The 18,407-nt window shown below is 73.0% G+C and carries 11 protein-coding genes and 3 pseudogenes; 7 read left to right on the top strand and 7 right to left on the bottom strand.

Annotated elements, in window-relative coordinates; all coding sequences use genetic code 11:
- Positions 1 to 94: 94 nt before the first annotated feature.
- A complete protein-coding gene (locus tag ABZ497_RS00160) occupies positions 95 to 1,750 on the bottom strand; it encodes an FAD-binding dehydrogenase (RefSeq protein ID WP_329487106.1) in 1,656 nt (551 codons plus the stop codon).
- A gap of 332 nt (positions 1,751 to 2,082) precedes the next feature.
- Here ABZ497_RS00160 and ABZ497_RS00165 point away from each other — a divergent pair, with 332 nt between their 5' ends.
- Positions 2,083 to 3,027, top strand: a complete 945-nt coding sequence (locus ABZ497_RS00165) for an SGNH/GDSL hydrolase family protein (protein ID WP_359802262.1) — start codon at positions 2,083 to 2,085, stop codon at positions 3,025 to 3,027.
- A 76-nt stretch (positions 3,028 to 3,103) separates the two neighbouring features.
- Here the strand turns inward: ABZ497_RS00165 and ABZ497_RS00170 are convergent, their stop codons facing one another.
- Together ABZ497_RS00170 and ABZ497_RS00175 are read right to left on the bottom strand one after the other, a co-directional pair.
- Complete coding sequence (locus tag ABZ497_RS00170; protein ID WP_359802973.1) at positions 3,104 to 5,491, bottom strand: lamin tail domain-containing protein; 2,388 nt, start codon at positions 5,489 to 5,491, stop codon at positions 3,104 to 3,106.
- A gap of 463 nt (positions 5,492 to 5,954) precedes the next feature.
- Positions 5,955 to 6,941 (bottom strand): helix-turn-helix transcriptional regulator, encoded by a 987-nt coding sequence (locus tag ABZ497_RS00175; RefSeq protein WP_329487108.1) that lies wholly within the window; start codon positions 6,939 to 6,941, stop codon positions 5,955 to 5,957.
- A gap of 473 nt (positions 6,942 to 7,414) precedes the next feature.
- On the opposite strand from ABZ497_RS00175, the gene ABZ497_RS00180 reads away from it, so the two are divergent.
- Together ABZ497_RS00180 and ABZ497_RS00185 are read left to right on the top strand one after the other, a co-directional pair.
- Positions 7,415 to 7,618, top strand: coding sequence for a hypothetical protein (locus tag ABZ497_RS00180; protein WP_359802264.1), 204 nt, complete (start codon positions 7,415 to 7,417; stop codon positions 7,616 to 7,618).
- A 7-nt stretch (positions 7,619 to 7,625) separates the two neighbouring features.
- Positions 7,626 to 7,895, top strand: coding sequence for a hypothetical protein (locus tag ABZ497_RS00185; protein ID WP_329487110.1), 270 nt, complete (start codon positions 7,626 to 7,628; stop codon positions 7,893 to 7,895).
- Between the two features lie 346 nt (positions 7,896 to 8,241).
- On the opposite strand, the gene ABZ497_RS00190 is transcribed toward ABZ497_RS00185, so the two are convergent.
- Complete coding sequence (locus ABZ497_RS00190; protein ID WP_329492064.1) at positions 8,242 to 9,363, bottom strand: HoxN/HupN/NixA family nickel/cobalt transporter; 1,122 nt, start codon at positions 9,361 to 9,363, stop codon at positions 8,242 to 8,244.
- 280 nt (positions 9,364 to 9,643) lie between these two features.
- Between ABZ497_RS00190 and ABZ497_RS00195 the strand changes: the two are divergent.
- Both ABZ497_RS00195 and ABZ497_RS00200 read left to right on the top strand, forming a co-directional pair.
- Positions 9,644 to 10,615: pseudogene (locus tag ABZ497_RS00195) on the top strand (hydrolase); the annotation flags it as partial.
- Between the two features lie 273 nt (positions 10,616 to 10,888).
- Complete coding sequence (locus ABZ497_RS00200; RefSeq protein WP_359802266.1) at positions 10,889 to 11,392, top strand: hypothetical protein; 504 nt, start codon at positions 10,889 to 10,891, stop codon at positions 11,390 to 11,392.
- Between the two features lie 57 nt (positions 11,393 to 11,449).
- On the opposite strand, the pseudogene ABZ497_RS00205 reads toward ABZ497_RS00200, so the two are convergent.
- The 3 genes and pseudogenes from ABZ497_RS00205 to ABZ497_RS00215 form a co-directional block, all read right to left on the bottom strand.
- Positions 11,450 to 12,175, bottom strand: a pseudogene (locus tag ABZ497_RS00205) (putative Ig domain-containing protein); the annotation flags it as partial.
- Between the two features lie 201 nt (positions 12,176 to 12,376).
- Positions 12,377 to 13,063 (bottom strand): annotated as a pseudogene (locus tag ABZ497_RS00210) (serine protease); the annotation flags it as partial.
- Between the two features lie 438 nt (positions 13,064 to 13,501).
- Positions 13,502 to 14,467, bottom strand: a complete 966-nt coding sequence (locus tag ABZ497_RS00215) for a hypothetical protein (protein WP_359802269.1) — start codon at positions 14,465 to 14,467, stop codon at positions 13,502 to 13,504.
- A gap of 168 nt (positions 14,468 to 14,635) precedes the next feature.
- Between ABZ497_RS00215 and ABZ497_RS00220 the strand changes: the two genes are divergently transcribed.
- Both ABZ497_RS00220 and ABZ497_RS00225 read left to right on the top strand, forming a co-directional pair.
- Positions 14,636 to 15,754 carry an alpha/beta hydrolase-fold protein gene (locus ABZ497_RS00220; protein WP_329487115.1) on the top strand — a complete coding sequence of 373 codons (1,119 nt, stop codon included), beginning with the start codon at positions 14,636 to 14,638 and terminating at the stop codon, positions 15,752 to 15,754.
- A gap of 150 nt (positions 15,755 to 15,904) precedes the next feature.
- Positions 15,905 to 18,328, top strand: a complete 2,424-nt coding sequence (locus tag ABZ497_RS00225) for a glycosyltransferase family 39 protein (RefSeq protein WP_359802272.1) — start codon at positions 15,905 to 15,907, stop codon at positions 18,326 to 18,328.
- Positions 18,329 to 18,407: the final 79 nt, after the last annotated feature.

The following is an 18,407-nucleotide window of genomic DNA, read 5'->3' on the forward strand; positions in this document are numbered from 1 at the left end:
GTGCAGCCCGGATCCACGCCGGCCGCAGCACGCTCCCGGGCCGACTCGACGGCGGTCCTGGCACGTTGAGGTGCGACGGACCCGCTTCCGCCCGTTACGCCGTCGCGGCCGCCGCCGCCCGGCCCGCCGTGCGGCCGGAGAAGAGGCAGCCCCCGAGGAAGGTCCCCTCCAGCGAGCGGTAGCCGTGCACCCCGCCGCCGCCGAAGCCGGCGGCCTCGCCGGCCGCGTACACGCCCTCCAGCACCTCGCCGCCGGGCCGCAGCACCCGGGCGGAGAGGTCGGTCTCCAGCCCGCCGAGCGACTTGCGGGTCAGGATGCTCAGCCGGACGGCGATCAGCGGGGCGGCCGCCGGGTCGAGGATGCGGTGCGGAGCGGCCGTGCGGATCAGCTTGTCGCCCAGGTAGCGGCGGGCGCCGTGGATGGCGGTGACCTGGAGGTCCTTGGCGAACGGGTTGGCGAGCTGCCGGTCCCGGGCCTCGACGGTGCGGCGCAGCTCGTCCGGGTCGATCAGCGCCTCGCGCGTGCGGGCGTTCATGCCGCGGGCGAGGTCCGCCAGGTTGCCGGCGACCACGAAGTCGGGTCCGTGCCGCAGATGGGCGCGGACCGGGCCTGGGGCGCCGGGCAGCGCGCGGCCGAGCACGCCGCGCACCGAGCGGCCGGTGAGGTCGGGGTTCTGCTCGGAGCCGGAGAGGGTGAACTCCTTCTCGATGATCTTCTGGCTGAGCACGAACCAGGTGTGGTCGTGCCCGGTGGTCCGGAGGTGTTCGAGGGTGCCGAGGGTGTCGAAGCCGGGGAAGAGCGGGACGGGCAGCCGGCGGCCGCGGGCGTCCAGCCAGAGCGAGGACGGGCCGGGCAGGATGCGGATGCCGTGCCGGGCCCAGATCGGGTCCCAGTTCTCGATGCCCTCGGTGTAGTGCCACATCCGGTCGCCGTTGATCAGGTTGCCGCCCGCCTCGCCGGTGATGCCGAGCATCAGGCCGTCGACGTGGGCGGGGACGCCGGAGAGCATCCGCTCGGGCGGGGTGCCGAGCCGGGCGGGCCAGGCCTTGCGGACCAGGTCGTGGTTGCCGCCGATGCCGCCGGAGGTGACGATCACGGCCTGCGCGCGGAGTTCGAACTGGCCGGCGACCTCGCGCGAACTGGCTTCGCCGCGCGCCGCGTTGCTGGGCACCAGCACCTCGCCGGCGACGGTGTCGGTGACCCCGGCGTGCGCGGAGAGGCCGGTGACGCGGTGGCGGAACCGCAGGTCGACCAGGCCGCGTTCGGCGGCGGCCCGGACCCGGCGGACGAAGGGTTCGAGCAGGCCGGGACCGGTGCCCCAGGTGATGTGGAAGCGGGGGACGGAGTTGCCGGGTCCGTCGGCCAGCAGCCCGCCGCGCTCGGCCCAGCCGACGACCGGGAAGAACCGCACGCCCTGGGCGCGCAGCCAGGCCCGCTTCTCCCCCGCCGCGAAGTCGACGTAGGCCTCGGCCCAGCGGCGCGGCCAGGCGTCCTCGGCGCGGTCGAAGCCGGCGGTGCCCTGCCAGTCCTGGAGGGCGAGCGCGTGCGAGTCGCGGATCCGCATCCGGCGCTGCTCGGGCGAGTCGACCAGGAAGAGACCGCCGAAGGACCAGTGCGCCTGCCCGCCGAAGGAGGCCGCGGGCTCCTGGTCGAGCAGGATCACCCGCCGTCCGGCGTCGGCGAGTTCGGCGGTCGCGGCGAGGCCCGCGAGACCGGCTCCGATGACGATGACATCGGCGTCCAGGGCCATGCGCTCTCCTCCATCAGTGGTCCGGCGGTGCGGCCGGTGGTCCTGCGGTGCGGCGTTCGGGCGGTGCGGCGTGCGCCCGATACTGCGGCCTGCGGCGGGGCGCGTCAACCGGTGGGTAACAAGCTGCGGCGGCAATTCCGCTCCGGGGCGTTTCGGAAATACCTCCGATACACGGTGGAGCGTTATTCCGAAATGCTTCTGACGGGTTTTCGGGAATTTCCGCGCCGGGCATGGACGCATTCGAAACCTGGCGGTAACTTACCTGTCAGTAGTAAAGCTGTGGCCCGGCTGGCGCGACCCCCCACTCGTTCTCTCTCCCCCAGGAGGAACCCGTGCTCAGCCCTGCCCGGAAACGCCGTACGACCCGGACTTCCCGGAAGCCCGCCCTGCTCGCCGCCGCCGCACTGGGCGCGGCCCTCGCCCTGACCTCCACCAGCGCGCAGGCCGCCACGCCCGCCCCCCGCCACTACGTCGCCCTCGGCGACTCCTACGCCGCCGGCGCCGGGGTGCCCGGCCAGTCGGCCGGCCTGTGCCTGCGCTCCGACCGCAACTACGGCCACCTGGTGGCGGCCGCCCTCAAGGCCACCGCCTACACCGACGTCACCTGCGCCGCCGCCAAGGTGAAGGCGATGACGCAGCCCCAGTACGACGCGTTCATCCGGGTCAACGACCCGCAGTTGGACGCCGTCACCGCCGACACCGACCTGGTGACCCTCGGCATCGGCGGCAACGACCTCGGCGCCACCGACCTCGGCCTCGGCGAACTGGTCGGGGTCTGCATCGCCGGCGCGGCGGTCAACCCGCTGGGCACGCCCTGCAAGGACGTCTTCCACCACGGCTACTGGGACTGGTCCAGCTGGTCCTGGCAGTACGGCAACGACGACCTGGCCGACCGGATCGCCGCCGCCCGGCCGCAGATCGCCGACACCCTGAAGCGCATCCACGCCAAGGCCCCCGGCGCCAGGGTCCTGCTGGTGGGCTACCCGTCCGTGCTGCCGGCCGACGGCTCCGCGTGCTTCCTGCGCCAGCCCGTCACGGCGGGGGACGTCGAGTACATGTACGGCGTGCTCGGCCGGTTGAACGCCATGCTCAGGTCCACCGCGGCCGCGGGCGGCGCCACCTACGTGGACACCGCCACCCCGACCGCCGGCCACGACGTCTGCTCGGACGACCGCTGGATCGAGGGCGCGCTGCCGGGCTCCCCGGCCGTCCCGTTCCACCCCAACGCCACCGGCGAGAAGGTGATGGCGGACGCCGTGCTCGCCGCCCTGAAGTAGCCGCGGGCGCGGGCGGGAACCCCGAGGGGGCGGTGACCGGACTCCGGTCACCGCCCCCTCGGTCGTGCCGCGGGCCCTACGGCTTGATGCGGACCACCTGCGGGTCGTGGTCGCTCGCCTGGACGGCGAACTCGCTGTTGATGTGCACCACGTCGTACTTGGCGTACCCGACCTCGGGGCTGACCAGGACGTGGTCCAGCACCTGCGAGTTGCCCTGGTAGACGTAGGAGTACTGCTCCTTCTCCGGCAGCTCGTTCACCAGGTCGCGCAGCACGCCGTCCTTGGTCAGCGCGGCCAGCGCGGGCGAGAACTGGTAGTCGTTGAAGTCACCGAGCGAGACCACCTTGGCCTCCTTGTCGGCGGCCAGCAGCTTGGCGACGAAGGCCTGCTCGACCGTGGCCTGCTTGAGGCGCTGCACCTCGGAGCTGCGGGCCGGGGCCTGGAAGCGGCTGTCGATGCCCTGGTCGCCGCCCTTGCTGTTGAAGTGGTTGGCGATGACGAAGACCTTCTTGCCGCGGAAGGAGAACTGGCCCACCAGCGGCTTGCGGCTGTTCACCCAGGCCTCGTCGGCCGGGGCGATCCGGCCGGGCGAGGCGGTCAGCGCGGTGGCCGCACCGGTGCCGGCCACGTCCACCGCGGCGGTGGCGCTGCCGCCGGCGATGTCGGTGAAGGAGACCCGCTGCGGGTTGAAGAGGAAGACCTGGCGGATGTTGCCGCCGGGCTCGCCGCCGTCCTTGCCGTCCTCCGGGTCGATCGAGCGCCAGTCGTACGCCGGACCGCCGGCCGCCTTGATGGCGGCGACGAACTTGGCGACGGTCTGGCTCGCGTCCACCGTGCCGTCGCTCTTGGCGCCGTTGTTGTCCTGGATCTCCTCCAGGGCGAGGACGTCGGGCGAGCGCAGGTTGGTGACAACGGCCTGGGCCAGCTCGGCGAACTTGGCGTCCGGGTTGCCGGGCGCCAGGTTCTCCACGTTGTAGGTGGCGATGGTCAGCTCGCGGTCGGCCGGCTGCGCGGTCACCTCGCGGGCCAGGTGGTTGTCCTGGAGCGCGCCGAGGGCACCGGCGACCAGGGTGTAACCGCCGAAGCCGTTGTAGTCCAGCGGGCCGTCGGTGGTGCCGGTCAGCACGTCGCCGACGTTGGCGACCGGGAACGGCTGCTGGGCGGCCGGCGCCTGCTGCTGCACCATCAGGCGGCCGACGTTCGGCTCCTCGTACGACTCGTACAGCACGCCGCCGCGCCGGCTCTTCTGGTCCTGCTTGTCGGCCGCGACCCAGAGCTCGTTGTACTTGTCGGTCGCCTGGATCACCCGGACGTCCTTGACCTGGACGCGCATGCCCTCCAGCGACTCGTAGAAGTCCAGGGTGTACTTCTCCGGCTGGAGCGGCAGGGACTCGACGGTGCCGCCGGCCGGGGCCTGCGGGGTGTAGGTGCCGGGGATGTTGCGGGTGTCGACCTCGACCGCGGCCGGCAGCGGGTTGCCCGAGGAGAGCACGGTGACGGCCGGGCCGCTGAGCTGGGTGAGCGACTGCGAGCCGCCGTTGAAGTTCGGGTAGTACTCCGTCACCTTGCCGGTGACCAGCACCGAGTCGCCGACCTTGACGGTCGGGTTGGCGCTGCCGGTGTAGACGAAGACGCCCTCGCTGGTGGCCGGGTCGGCGTCCGGGTCCGGGTCCTGGATCCAGAAGCCCTTGGAACCGTAGCCGCGCACGCCGGTGACGATGCCGGGCACGCCCGCGACCGTCTTGCCGGTCCGGCTCGACAGCCGGGTGGTGCCCTGGATGTCGTGGATCCGGACGGTGCCCGGCTCGGTCGGACCGGTCGGGGTGGAGCCCTCGGCGACCTCGCCCTTGCTGTTGGTCGGGCTCGGGGCGCCGGCGGCGAGGTCCGCCGCGTTGTCGTCGGTGTCCGCGAGGCCCGCCTTGCGGGCCACCGAGGCGGTGTTGGAGGCGCCGGCGGCGGCGGCCGAGCCCTCGTGGACGACGGCGGTGCCGAAGCCGACCAGGTCCCGCACGCGCGGGTCGGCGGCGCAGTCGGCGGCGGTCCTGCAGGTCAGCGGGTCGGTGCCGCGGACCAGCGCGACGGTGCCGCTGGTGCCCGACAGGGCCAGCGAGCCGGCCGCGTCCGGGGTGGGCAGGTCGACCGTGCCGGCCGCGCCGGCCGCCTCGGCGACCAGGTAGCGGGTGCCGGGGGCGATCGCACCGGTCAGCGGGGTGACGCCCCACTGGGAGTTCGCGCCGGGCGTGCCGGATATGTACTGCACGCTCCAGCCGTCCAGGCCGAAGGCGGCGCCGCCCTTGTTGGCCAGCTCGATGAAGTCGTTCTTCAGCGTGGCACCCGAGTTGCCACCGCCGCCGTACACCTCGGCGATCACCGCGTCGGCCGAGGGCGCGGCCACCGCGGCCGGCAGCGGGACGAGCACCAGCGAGACGGCCAGGCCGGCCGGAAGGAGGGTCGCGCGGAGCAGGGTGCGGCGCGACCGCGGGCGGGAAGCGGGGGAGGTGGTCACCTGGACGGGACTCCTTGGTTCGTCGTGGCGCGCAGCGGCACGGCAACGGGGGTGGCACGAGTGGCCCGGCAGTCGTGGGGCTGCCGGGACGTGAGGGTGGGTCAGACGGGCGCGAGTGCGCTACCCGCGTAGAGGCGCGGGCCCGGGGATCCTGGACGGCCCCCCGCAGCGCCTTAAGATACGCGCGTAGAAAATGACGCGACAAGACCTCGGCGGTGAACAATCGAGACCGTCGGCGAGATCACACCCGAAGCTGTGACGCGCGCGACAGGTTGGGCGCCCGACGGGGTCCCGCCGCCGCCCTGACGGTCACTCCCGGGGCCGAGGGGATGCCGCTCCCGGCACTGCCGGGCCGCCCCGGCCGACGGGCCACCCCGGCGGCCCGTCACGGTGGGGCCGACCGCCGCGACCGCGACCGCCGCTACAGCCAGCCGCGCTGAGCGGCCTTCAGGCCCGCCTCGAACCGGCTGCCCGCGTCCAGCCGCTCCATCAGCGCGGCCATCTGCCGGCGCACCGTCCGCACCGAGACCCCGAGCCGCTTGGCCGCCGCGTCGTCGGTGAGCCCCGTGGAGAGCAGTCGCAGCAGTTCCCGCTCACCGGCGCTCAGGCCCGTGCCGGCGTCCTCGGCCCGGTGGGTGCCGAGCGGGACGGCCGTCTCCCAGGTCTGCTCGAAGAGCGCGACCAGCGAGGCGACGATGCCCGGCTCCTCGGTGCACAGGGCGCCGAGCCGGGTGTTCTCCGGGTCGATCGGCACCACGGCGGTGGAGCGGTCGAAGACCAGCATCCGGGGCGGCAGCACCGGCGCGGTGCGCACCCGCCCGCCGAGACCGGTCATCCACTGCGCGTACCCGAGGGTCTCCGGGTCGTTGCGGACGCTGTCCTGGTAGATGGTGCGCAGGCTCACCCCGCGCACCAGGGCGTCCTCGTCCAGCGGCCGGGAGGCGGCCAGGCTGGCCGCGGACTGCGCGCCGCCGGGCATCACCGCGAGGCACTCGGAGGTCAGCCGGGCCGTCAGCACCTCCAGCTTGGCCTGGATGGCGTCCAGGCCGACCAGCCGCTCGCCGCCGTCCACCAGGGTGCTGGCGCGCAGCGTCGCGTACTCGGCCACCGCCCGCGCCACGGCCGCCTTGGAGACGGCCAGCTCCTGCTGGCGCCGGGCGAGGTCCTCCTCCTGACGGCGCAGCAGGAGCTCCAGTCCGCGTTCCGGGCTGACCGGCCAGAACGCCCCGGGGCGGTCCCGCGAGGCGCGCAGCAGGGTGAGGTCGGCGAGCCGGTCGAGTGCCTCCCGGACGGCGCGTTCGGGCAGCCGGAGCCGCTGGCACAGTTCGACCACGCCACCCTCGGGGTCGGCCAGCATCTCGCGGTAGACGGCCTCCGCGGTGGTGTCGAGGCCCAGCAGTTCCAGCACTTCAATGACCCCTGCTCGTCGCAATGGGATTATCGGGCGATCTGCGGCTCGATCCTTGCGCCGTGGCACCGGCCTCACAAGGCATGATCCGGTCAAGCGACTCGGGTGTACGCCGGTCCCCGGCGGGGAACCACGCCGACAGCCCCGCCGGAACGGTACCGGGGGTGTCGCCCGAGGGGCACCGGCAGCGGCCCTGGCGAGCGGCACGCTACCGCGCCCACGGCCCCGCCGGCGGACCGGCCCACGGGGGCGGGCCGGCCGGTGGGCGCATCCGCGGGGATTTCGCCAGGAGGTTGCAGCTTGCTGCCTGGCCTGTTGCTGCCCGCCGCCGCCCCTCCCGCCCGGGGGCCGCCACCGGGGAGGATTCCCCGTGCGTGCACCCTCCCCCGCGCTCCAACGCCCCGCGCTCGCACACCTCCCCCGCGCTCTGCCCCTTCGCGCCCTGAACCACTGTGCCCAGAACAGGAACCGCCGTGCCCAAGACCGTCCGGCTGCTCGCCGCCGCCGCCCTCGCACTCTCCCTCGCCGGCATCTCCGCGCCCGCCTTCGCCGCCCAGCCGGCCGCCGTCACCGCCGGCGTGGCCGCCGACACCGGCATCGGCTGGGACCACCCGCTGCCCGCGGCGATCGGCTGGGACACCACCCCTACCGGGAACCCGGGCATCGGCTGGGACTGACCCTTCGGTGTTCCCCGTCCACCTGACCCTCCTGGACGTCTCCGCCGCGCCGACGGGCGAGGCGGGGGCCGCCGACGTCCAGGCAGCTGTGTGGGGGTGCGCGGGGCCGGGCGACGGTCTGGAGCACGTGCGCGCCTGCGCCGTCCCGGGGGGTGTGGGACTGGTGCTGTACGTCCGCGCGCCGGACCAGGGCGTGGCCGAGCTGCGGGCGCTGTCCCTGCTCGACCGCACCCTGGCGGCCGGCCCGACCGGCCGCTTCGCGCCCGCGATGCCCTGACGGCACCGCCGGCGCCGCTTTCCGGCCTTCCGTAGGGGTTTCCACCGATCCCCATCCCTCGTAAATTTGGCCGATTTCGAGCGCTCGCCGCTCCGCCCGGGTGCCCGGCACCCGCGCTCCGTCCCCCGGGGCGGGTCGGCCGGCCGGTCCGGGCAGGCTGCGAGCGAGCTCCGGGCGGGCTCCGAGCGGAGCCGGGACGATGCGGACGGACACAGCCGGTCAGACAGACGGACGGACGGACCGAACGACGAAACGGCGGGCCGGTCCGGGGGAGAACCCCGGACCGGCCCGCCGTTCGCGCGCTCCGGGCGGCCGGCGCCGACCGCCCACCCGCGGAGCCCCGCCGCTACTCGGCCTTCTCCGCCGCGCTCGCCAGGCCCGCCGACCACTTCTCCTCGACCCGGCCGAGCTTCCAGTAGGCGATCGCCGCCGCCCAGGTGAGCACGAAGAGGCCGACGATGGCGTAGCCGACGAAGTTGAGGTCCAGCTCACCGATCCAGGCGACCGGCCCGCTGGTGATGTCCAGCTTCTCGCCGAGCAGCCCGATCAGCTCGATCGAGCCGATGACCAGCGCGACCAGGACGGAGAGACCGGTGACGGTCAGGTTGTAGTAGATCTTGCGGACGGGCTTCGAGAACGCCCACTCGTAGGCGAAGTTCATGAACGAGCCGTCGATGGTGTCCAGCAGGCTCATCCCCGCCGCGAACAGCACCGGCAGCACCAGCAGCGCGTACCAGGGCAGCTGGAACGCGGCCGCGCCGCCCGCCAGGACCAGCAGCGAGACCTCGGTCGCGGTGTCGAAGCCGAGGCCGAACAGCAGGCCGACCGGGTACATGTGCCAGGGCTTGGTGACGGCCCTGGTCACCCGGCCCAGGATGCGGTTCATGAAGCCGCGCTTGTCGAGCTGCTGCTCCAGCTCGGCCTCGTCGAACTCGCCCTCGCGCATCTTGCGGAAGACCTTGAGGATGCCGTTGAAGGCACCGAGGTTGATCAGGCCGATGAGCAGCAGGAACGTCCCGGAGACGGAGACGCCGATCAGGCCGGTCGTGTCGTGCAGGGTGGAGTCGTCGGACTCGACCTGGCCGGCCAGCGACTGGATGCCGAAGGCGAGCAGCGCGCAGAGGCCGAAGACGATCGAGGAGTGCCCCAGCGAGAACCAGAAGCCGACCGAGAGCGGTCGCTTGCCCTGGCCCATCAGCTTGCGGGTGGTGTTGTCGATGGCCGCGATGTGGTCCGCGTCGAAGGCGTGCCGCATGCCGAGGGTGTAGGCGGTGAGGCCCATCCCGGCGCCGAACACCTGCCCGCCGACGTCGTAGTGCTCGGGTGCGATGACCGCGAGGAGGGTGAACCAGCCGATCACGTGCAGCGCGAGGATGAAGCCGCCCATGCCGGCCAGGCGGATCCACTCCTCACGGGTGAGCCGGTCGCGCCATCTGACGGCGGTGGCACCTGCGGCGGGGCTGGACATCGTGTCGTCCTTTCGGGGGAGCGGGCGGAGCTGGGCCATCTTTCCCTCGGCGAGGAAGTACTTGCAAGTCATACGCAAGTACTGGTCCGGGGCGGTCGGGACGTGACGGCGCGCGGAGGGCGCATTCCGGAAGCGCTCCGGTCCTCCCAAAGATCGCCATGTACCGTACAAATACCCGTAACCTCCGGAGGCTTTCACCGGACGGACCGCACGCGGATACTCGGATCTACGCGCGAATACTCGGGCGCCGACACCTCAACTCCCCACGGAGGAACGGCACATGATCCGCATGAGAACGGCTGCCGCCCTGGTCGCCCCGGCCCTCCTCGCGGCCGGCCTCTCCGGCCTGGCCCCCACCGCCTCGGCCTCCCCCACCGCCCGCACCGCGGCCGGCCTCGCACCCGCCCCCACCGCGGCCACCGCCGCCGCCCCCCACCGGGTGCTGTTCGACAACACCAAGGCCGAGACCGCCGGCAACGCCGACTGGATCATCTCCACCAGCCAGCCCGACCCGCTGGCCCAGAACGCCAGTCCCAGCACCGAGAAGAGCTGGACGGGCGCGCTCTCCGCCTGGGGCGTCGCCCTGCAGAAGACCGGCCAGTACAGCCTCAAGACCCTCCCGGCCGGCTCCACCATCAGCTACGGCACCGGGGCCGCGCTCGACCTCGCCAATTTCGACACCTTCGTGGTGCCCGAGCCGAACGTCCGCTTCAGCGCCGCCGAGAAGGCCGCCCTGATCCGCTTCGTGCAGAACGGCGGCGGGCTCTTCCTGATCTCCGACCACAACCAGAGCGACCGCAACAACGACGGCTGGGACTCCCCCGCCGTCATCAACGACCTGCTCACCAACAACGGGGTGGACAACAACGACCCCTTCGGCTTCAGCGTCGACGTCAAGAACATCTCCACCGACAACCCTCGCGCCGTCAACGACCCCGCCGACCCCGTCCTGCACGGCGCCTTCGGCACCGTCACTGGCTCGATCCTGCGCTCCGGCACCACCTTCACCCTGAAGCCCGCCGACAACCCCTCCGTCAAGGGCCTGCTCTACCGGACCGGCTACAGCGGCACCACCGGCGCCTTCTTCGTCACCAGCGGCTACGGCAGCGGCCGGGTCGCGATCTGGGGCGACAGCTCCCCGGCCGACGACGGCACCGGGCAGTCCGGCAACACCCTCTTCAACGGCTGGAACGACCCGGCCGGCACCAACGCCGCCCTCGCCCTCAACGCCACCGCCTGGCTCAGCAAGGCCTGACGCCCCCGTCGCGCCCCCGCCGGGGCCCGCTCACCAGGACAGTGCCGGCATCCTCCCCCAGGGTCGGACTGCCGACGCCTGCGGCGTGGGCGGGCTCCGGCCCGCCCCGCACCGTGGCCCGCGGAGCGGGCCCCGGCGAGACGGCCTACGCCGACCGGCCAGGCCAACGCGTCTGCAAAACAAGGAACTTGGGCGGCACTCCGACCCCCGGGCCGGTCTCGGGCGGTACCCTGGCTCACCCGCGGCGGGCGCGGGCGGCAGGGGGGACGTATGGGAGTCAGGAATCCGTCGATCGAGGAGCGGTACTCGATCGCGCTGGGGTGCCGGGTGAGCGTCGAGGCCGGGTTCACCGCCACGAGGGTCAACTGGAACATCGGCATCATCTCGGGCGAGGACCGCAAGCGCCCTCAACAGGGCAGCGCGGTGGCGTCGTTCACCTGCGACCGGTGCCGGCGGGCGTTCTGCGCCAGGGTCGAGAGCCGCCCCACGGCGCGCCGGAAGCGGTGGATCTACCTGGTGGTGGGGGCGGTGCTGCTGCTCTCGCTGGCGGTCGTCGTTCCGATGCTGGTCCAGCTGGGCGGGCAGACCGTGGACGAGAACGACCCGGACGCGACGGACGGCTTCGGCCTCCTGTTCCTGTGGGCCTTCCTCGCGTTCGTCTTCGGGCTGAGCTTCTTCCGGGTCGGCTGGTCCTACCCCGGCATCAACAAGTTCCGGCTGGTGGGCGCCGACGGCAGGCGCAGCGTCTGGGTGAAGGGGCACCGGCTGTTCTGACCCGCGAACGGCCGCCCGGTCGGGGACCGGGCGGCCGAGGGGACTACGGCGCAGGCGTCAGCTGGTCTGCAGCGCCGTGTCGTCGATCACGAAGCTGGTCTGCAGCGAGGCGTCCTCGGTGCCCGCGAACTTCACGGTGACCGTCTGGCCCGCGTAGGACGAGAGGTCGAAGGTCCGCAGCTGGTAGCCGGCCGCCGCGTCCACGTTGGAGTAGGTCTTCAGCGCGGTGCCGTTCACCGAGACGGTCAGCTTGTCGTACGCCGTCGAGCCGGTCTCCGCCGTGTCGATGTGCAGGTAGAAGCTCAGCGACGCCTTGCAGCCGGCCGGGACGGCCACCGCCTGCGAGAGGTTGTCCGAGTGGGCGGAGCCGTAGCCGTTCAGCCAGGACTTCCACGAACCGCCGTGCGCGGCCTGCGAGGCGCTGTTGTCCACGACACCGCTGGACGCCGTCCAGGGCGCGGCGCTGCCGGTCTCGAAGCCCGCGTTGCCGAGCAGCTGCGCCGGGGTGCAGGTGCCGCCACCGCCGCCGGTGACCGTCCAGGTGAAGGAGGCGGTGCCGGTCTTGTTGGCGGCGTCCTTCGCGGTCACGGTCACGTTGTAGGTGCCCGCGGCCGTGGCGGTGCCGGTGATCTTGCCGCTGGAGCTGATCGACAGGCCGGTCGGCAGGCCGGTGGCCGTGAAGGTCAGCGGCGCGGTGCCGCCGGAGGCCGAGATCTGCAGGTTGACCGAGCCGTTCAGCGCGGTGCTCTGGCTGCCCGGGTTGGTCACCGAGACGCTGGTGCCGGCCGGCTTGGTGAGCAGGCAGCCGCTGACGTTGAGGTCGATGACCCGGCCGGCACCGAGGCAGGTGGTGAACCAGTACGTCTCCTGGCCGTAGCTCTGGCCCTTGGTGGCCTTGGTGGTGCCGTCGGCCGCCACCTCGCACGGGTTGTTGAGGGTGCACATCTGGCCGTCGTCGTTGCCGGTGTTGTTGATGCCGACGACCTTCTTCGTGGCGGCGTCGACGATCGGCGAACCGGACGTGCCGTGCGTGGTGTTGCAGCCCGCGCTGTAGCGCAGCGAGTCGTGCCAGGTCCACTCGTCCTCGCGCAGCGTGTCGACGAACCCGTTGACCGAGCAGTTCCACACCTGCTTCCAGTACGACGAGGGTATGTACATCGCCGAGCCGTCGGCCGGGTGCGTGTCACTGATCGTCAGCGCCGTGGCGCTGAACTTCGAGGTGATGGACGCGAAGGTGTCGGTCAGCTGGTACAGGGCGACGTCGGTGCCGGTCATGGTCGCGTAGAGGACCTTGTCCGCCTGGACGGTGCCGAGCGAGTTGCCCGAGGAGCCGAGCAGCGTGCCGCTGCGGCTGGCGCTCTGGTTCTGGATGACCTGTCCGGCCGACGGCATCGTCGGCAGGCAGTGGCCGTTGGTGAGCATCAGGGCCCGGTCGGTGTCCACCGACGAGGGGTAACGGACCAGCGAGGCCGAGCAGTTGCTCAGCGCGATGGTGGACGTCAGATCGCCGGCCTGAACCGCCTGGGCGGGGGTGGCGGCGAGGGTCAGCCCACCCGCGACGACGGCGCTTGCGCCGACGAGGGCGGCAAGTCTCTTGAACATGCTTCTCCTTGTGGGGGATTGCGGGGCGTACGACCGGTCGCGGACGCCCGCGCCGCACGAAAGTGCCATGACCACCTCAACGGGTCAACCATGCCGACAGAACTCGCGCCACCGATTCCGCGCCGCTGCCACGGCCTTCGCCGCCTCAGGCCCCATCACCCGAGGTCGCAGCACGCGCCCCGGCCCAAACCTGCTACCCGGGAGGCAGGTTCGAGATGTGCACCACATGTCCGCGGCGCCACCCGCGAGCCTGCCCGGCGGTGCGACGGCAGGACCGGTGCCACCGGGTGAACCGTCAGGTGTCGCGGATTCCGAGGCCCACCCGGGACCTGCCCGCCCCCGCCGGCACCACCTGCACCTGGATCTGCCCGTCCTCGTCGGCACACCGCTCGCCGCCCTGGCGCGCGTCGCCCGCGACCCGGGACGGCGCCCCACGCAGGACAACGCCGCCGGCCGGATCGGCCGACGGCGCCGCGGGCTCCCGGCCCGCCGCGGGTACTTCTTCCGCTACGGCTGCGGGAAGGTGTCCTCGTCCACGTCGCTGGTCTTGGCGTTGCCGCCGACCGCCGGCTGGAGGGTGATGGACCACGAGGTGTAGGTGCGACCGGTCTCGAAGGCCATGCTGTCGTCGAACTTGCTGAAGTCGCAGCTCTGGGTGAACGCCTTCAGGGTCGGGTCCCAGTCGACGCCACCGGCGAAGTAGACGTCGTAGGTGCCGTCCTCGACACCCTCGATGGACGCCTTCTTCCCCTTGCCGACGTAGACCGAGTGGATCGACTTGCCGTTCTGGGCGAGCGAGACCACCGCGTCGGAGCTGCCGCCGTTGTCGACGTTGAGGACGCCCTCGCCCTTGAGGCGGCCCGAGCGGACCATGGTGCCGCTCTCCAGCGACCGGGTCTGGAGCTGCGGGGTCTGCGGGACGTTGAAGGTGGTGGGATACCCGGCGGCGGCCATCTGGGCGAGGGCGGGGGGCACCGCCTTGAGGCCCTCGGAGAGGCCGACCTGGGCGAAGGCCGAGGTGGTGGCGCAGAGGTTCTTCGCCTTGATGTCGCTGCGGACCTTGGTCAGGTCGGTGGAGAGCTGGCCGAGCGCCGTCACCAGCTGGCGCCGCGCCGTGCTGACGGCCGCCGGCTCGCCCGCGAGGCCCAGGCCGCTGCCGGCCGAGGACGCGGCGGTGGCCGCCTCCTGGAGCGTGGTGGCGAAGGCGTCCAGACCGGCGGAGGCGTTGAGCTTGCCGAGCGCGGCGCTGACCGGGTCGATGTAGCTCACCAGGACCGGCCCGTACGGCGGCTTGGTCGGCGTCGGGGTCGGGGTGGGTGTCGGGCTGGGGCTCGCACTGGCGCTCGCCGACGCCGGGGCGCTCTTGCCCGGGCCCAGGCCGAAGGAGTCCGCCCCTCCGGACCCTCCACTGGAGCACGCCGCCAGCAGCAGCGTTGTGCCGGCCGCCAGGCCGACCTTGACGAAGGACTTCATGCCCGCTCCCCCGGTGATCTCTCATGCACGCTCCGTGCATTCCCCGCGGACATGATCCCGAGCCTTTGTCACGCGGTCAACAGGGCGCACAAGAGGCGTGTTGAGGCGCAGGCGGGGCGCAGAGAGGGGCGCACGGGACGCCACCGCGCGTCAACTACGATCGGTCACGTGCTCAGGCTTACGGGACTCCCCCTCCAGATCATCGCGTCCCTCCTCGCGATCGGCGTCTTCGCCGCCACGATGTGGCTCTGGCCGAGATTCGGCGGGCGCGGCTGGCAGGCCTGGCTCGGGCGGATCGGCGCCTTCCTCGCCACCCAGATCTCGGTGCTGGTCGCGATGGGGCTGATCGCCAACGGCTACTTCGGCTTCTACAGCTCCTGGACCGACCTCCTGGGCACCAACGGCGGGCCGGGCACGGTGGTCGACCACCAGCCGAACGCCTCCGTCGCCATCACCGGCGAGCAGAAGTTCTACGCCCAGCAGGGCTCCAACCCGGAGCGGGTCGGCCTGATCCACAAGGTCTCCGTCAAAGGAGCGGGCAGCGGCCTGAGCACCGACGGGTTCGTCTACCTGCCGCCGCAGTACTTCCAGCCCGACTTCGCGCAGCAGAAGTTCCCGATGGCCCTGGTCCTGGCCGGCTACCCCGGCACTCCCGAGAAGCTGATCTCGCTGATGCAGTACCCGGCCTCCGCGCTGGAGGCGATCGACCAGAAGAAGCTCCCGCCGACCATCCTGGTGATGATGCGGCCGACCCTCGTCAACAACCGGGACACCGAGTGCGTGGACGTCCCGAACGGCCCGCAGGTGGAGACCTTCTTCACCAGCGACCTGCCCAAGGCGCTCGGCACCACCTACCGGATCGGCACCGACCCGGCCAACCGGGCCGTGATCGGCAACTCCACCGGCGGCTACTGCGCGCTGAAGTTCGCGCTGCGCAAGCCGGACGCCTACCGGGCCGCCGTCTCCCTCTCCGGCTACTACACCGCGCCGATCGACGAGACCACCGGTGACCTCTTCGGCGGCGACAGCCGGCTGAAGCAGGAGAACGACCTGCTGTGGCGGCTGCAGAACCAACCGGCCGCGCCGGTCTCGCTGCTGCTGGCCACCGCCCACGACGAGAACAACTACGCCGCCACCCAGGACATGGTGAAGGCGTTCAAGGCGCCGACCAAGCTCTCCACGATCACCCTGGACACCGGCGGCCACAACTTCCACACCTGGACGCGGGAGATCCCGCCGGCGATGGAGTGGCTGGGCAAGCACCTGACGATGCCCCAGGCCGCGTAGCACCCGCCGCGCACTCCCCGCCGCGCACCGACCCGCCGCGGCCGCCGGGGGCGTGCGCACGCGGCCGTCCGCACGGCCCCCGGCAGGATTAGAGACGGCTCACAGCCCGGTCTCACGGTCCTCTCAGCCGGGCGGCCGAGCGTAGCGTCCATGACCACGACCAGCTTCTCCCCTCCGGCCGGCGAACCGTGGCCGGAGGCCGCGAACTATCCGCCGCCGGAGGTGCCGCAGCCGGCCCCCGGGCTCCCCGGCCCCGCCCCCGTCCCCGGAGCGGCTCCCGCCCCCGCGCCGGCCGAGGCGCTCTTCCCGCCGTGCCCGCCACCCGCCGCCGGTCCCAAGGGCCCGGCGTCCTGGGCCGGCCGGCTGCGCACCCTGGCGGCCCGGTCCTGGCGCGGCCGCGCCGACGACCCGCGCTGGGTGCGCCCCGCGCTGCTGGCGCTGCTGGCCGCCACCGCCGTCCTCTACCTCTGGGGCCTGAGCGCCTCCGGCTGGGCCAACTCCTTCTACTCGGCGGCCGCCCAGGCGGGCAGCCAGAGCTGGAAGGCCTTCTTCTACGGCTCCTCGGACGCCGGGAACTTCATCACCGTCGACAAGCCGCCGCTCGCGCTCTGGCCGATGGCGCTCTCCGCCCGCCTCTTCGGCCTCTCCTCCTGGTCGGTGCTGGCCCCGCAGGCGCTGATGGCGGTCGCCACGGTGGCCACCCTGTACGCGACGGTGCGCCGCCGGTTCTCGCCGCTCGGCGGCCTGCTGGCCGGGGGTGCGCTGGCGCTGACGCCGGTGGCGGCGCTGATGTTCCGGTTCAACAACCCGGACGCGCTGCTGGTGCTGCTGCTCACGCTGGCCGCGTACGGCCTGCTGCGGGCCACCGAGGCGGCCGGTACCCGGTGGCTGGTGTTCACCGGGGTGATGTTCGGGCTGGCCTTCCTCACCAAGACGCTCCAGGCCTTCCTCGTGCTGCCCGCGTTCGCGCTGGTCTACCTGGTGGTCGCGCCGACCGGGCTCTGGCGGCGGGTGCGGCAACTGCTGGCCGCCGGCCTGGCCATGGTGGTGGCGGGCGGCTGGTGGGTGGCGGTGGTCGAGCTGGTGCCGGCCTCGGCCCGCCCGTACATCGGCGGCTCGCAGGACAACAGCTTCCTCTCGCTCACCTTCGGCTACAACGGCTTCGGCCGGCTCAACGGCGACGAGACCGGCAGTGTCGGCGGCGGTGGCGCCCGGCTGATGGGCGGGGCCGAGGCACCGCCCGGCGGCGGCCGCGCGATGGGCGGCGGCGGCTGGGGCGAGACCGGCATCACCCGGCTGTTCGACGGCGACATCGGCGGGCAGATCGCCTGGCTGATGCCGGCCGCGCTGATCCTGCTGCTGCTCGGGCTCTGGGCGACCCGCCGCTACGCCCGCACCGACACCGCCCGGGCGGCCTTCCTGGTCTGGGGCGGCTGGCTGGTCTGCACCGCGCTGACCTTCAGCTTCATGTCCGGCATCTTCCACCAGTACTACACGGTGGCGCTGGCCCCGGCGGTCGCGGCGCTGGTCGGCATGGGCGTCGACGGCCTCTGGCGGGTCCGGCACCGGCTGCCCTACGCCGCGGTGCTGGGCGCCACGCTGGCGGTCACGGCGGTCTGGGCGTACGTCCTGCTCGGGCGCAGCGCGGACTTCCTGCCGTGGCTGCGCTGGGCGGTCCTGGTCGGCGGGCTCGCCGCCGGGGCGGCGCTGCTGCTGGCCGGGCGGCTGGCGGCCCGACTCGCCACGACGGTCGGGCTGGTGGGTCTGGCGGCGGCGCTGGGCGGTCCGGCGGCGTACGCGGTGGACACCGTGAACACGCCGCACACCGGCTCGATCGTGACGGCCGGTCCGGCGGTCGCGGGCGGGCGGGGAATGGGCCCGGGCGGGATGCGCGGGATGCCGCCCGGCGGCGACGGCCGGTTCTTCCTCAACGGGCAGCAGGGCTCGCCCGGTCAGGGCGGCGCGCCCGGGCAGCTGCCCGGCGGCGCCGCGAACGGCGCGGGCGGCACGGGCAGCGACGGAACGGGCACCGGCGGAACGGGCGGCGGCCGCAACGGACGCGGCGCCGCCGGCGGCTTCGGCGGCACGGGTGGCTTCGGCGGCGGCGGAATGGCCGGCGGCGCCCCCGGCGGCATCGGCGGGCTGCTGAACGGCGCCACCGTGAGCGACGAGGCCGCCGCCCTGCTCCGGCAGGACGCCGACCGCTACACCTGGGCCGCCGCGACCGGCGGCTCGCAGACCGCCGCCAGCTACCAACTCGCCTCGGGCGAACCGGTGATGGCCCTAGGCGGCTTCAACGGCACCGACCCGTCGCTCGGCCTGGACGCCTTCCGGCAGTACGTCCGGGAGGGCAAGGTGCACTGGTTCATCAGCGGCGGCTCCCGCCGGACGGCCGGCCCCGGGACGGGCACCGGGACCGGCACCAGCACCGATCCCGCCGCGACCGCCGGTGCCGACGGCGGCGCCCAGGAGTCGCAGACCGCCCGGATCGAGACCTGGGTGGCGAGCCACTTCACCGCGAAGACGGTGGGCGGCACCACCTTCTACGACCTGACACAGACGCCCGCCCCCTGAGCAGCGCCCCTGAGCCAGGAGCCGCGGGAGGACGACGGAGGGGACGCGCCGCCGCTGGGCGGTGCGTCCCCTCCGTCGC

Origin of the sequence: Kitasatospora sp. NPDC005751 (assembly GCF_040630835.1) — a bacterium.
In the GTDB taxonomy this organism is placed as follows: domain Bacteria; phylum Actinomycetota; class Actinomycetes; order Streptomycetales; family Streptomycetaceae; genus Kitasatospora.

Coding starts and splice junctions, on each gene's coding strand:
- ABZ497_RS00160 (WP_329487106.1), bottom strand. CDS start 1,750: ATGGCCCTGGACGCCGATGTCATCGTCATCGGAGCCGGTCTCGCGGGC.
- ABZ497_RS00190 (WP_329492064.1), bottom strand. CDS start 9,363: ATGTCCAGCCCCGCCGCAGGTGCCACCGCCGTCAGATGGCGCGACCGG.
- ABZ497_RS00200 (WP_359802266.1), top strand. CDS start 10,889: ATGGGAGTCAGGAATCCGTCGATCGAGGAGCGGTACTCGATCGCGCTG.
- ABZ497_RS00215 (WP_359802269.1), bottom strand. CDS start 14,467: ATGAAGTCCTTCGTCAAGGTCGGCCTGGCGGCCGGCACAACGCTGCTG.
- ABZ497_RS00225 (WP_359802272.1), top strand. CDS start 15,905: ATGACCACGACCAGCTTCTCCCCTCCGGCCGGCGAACCGTGGCCGGAG.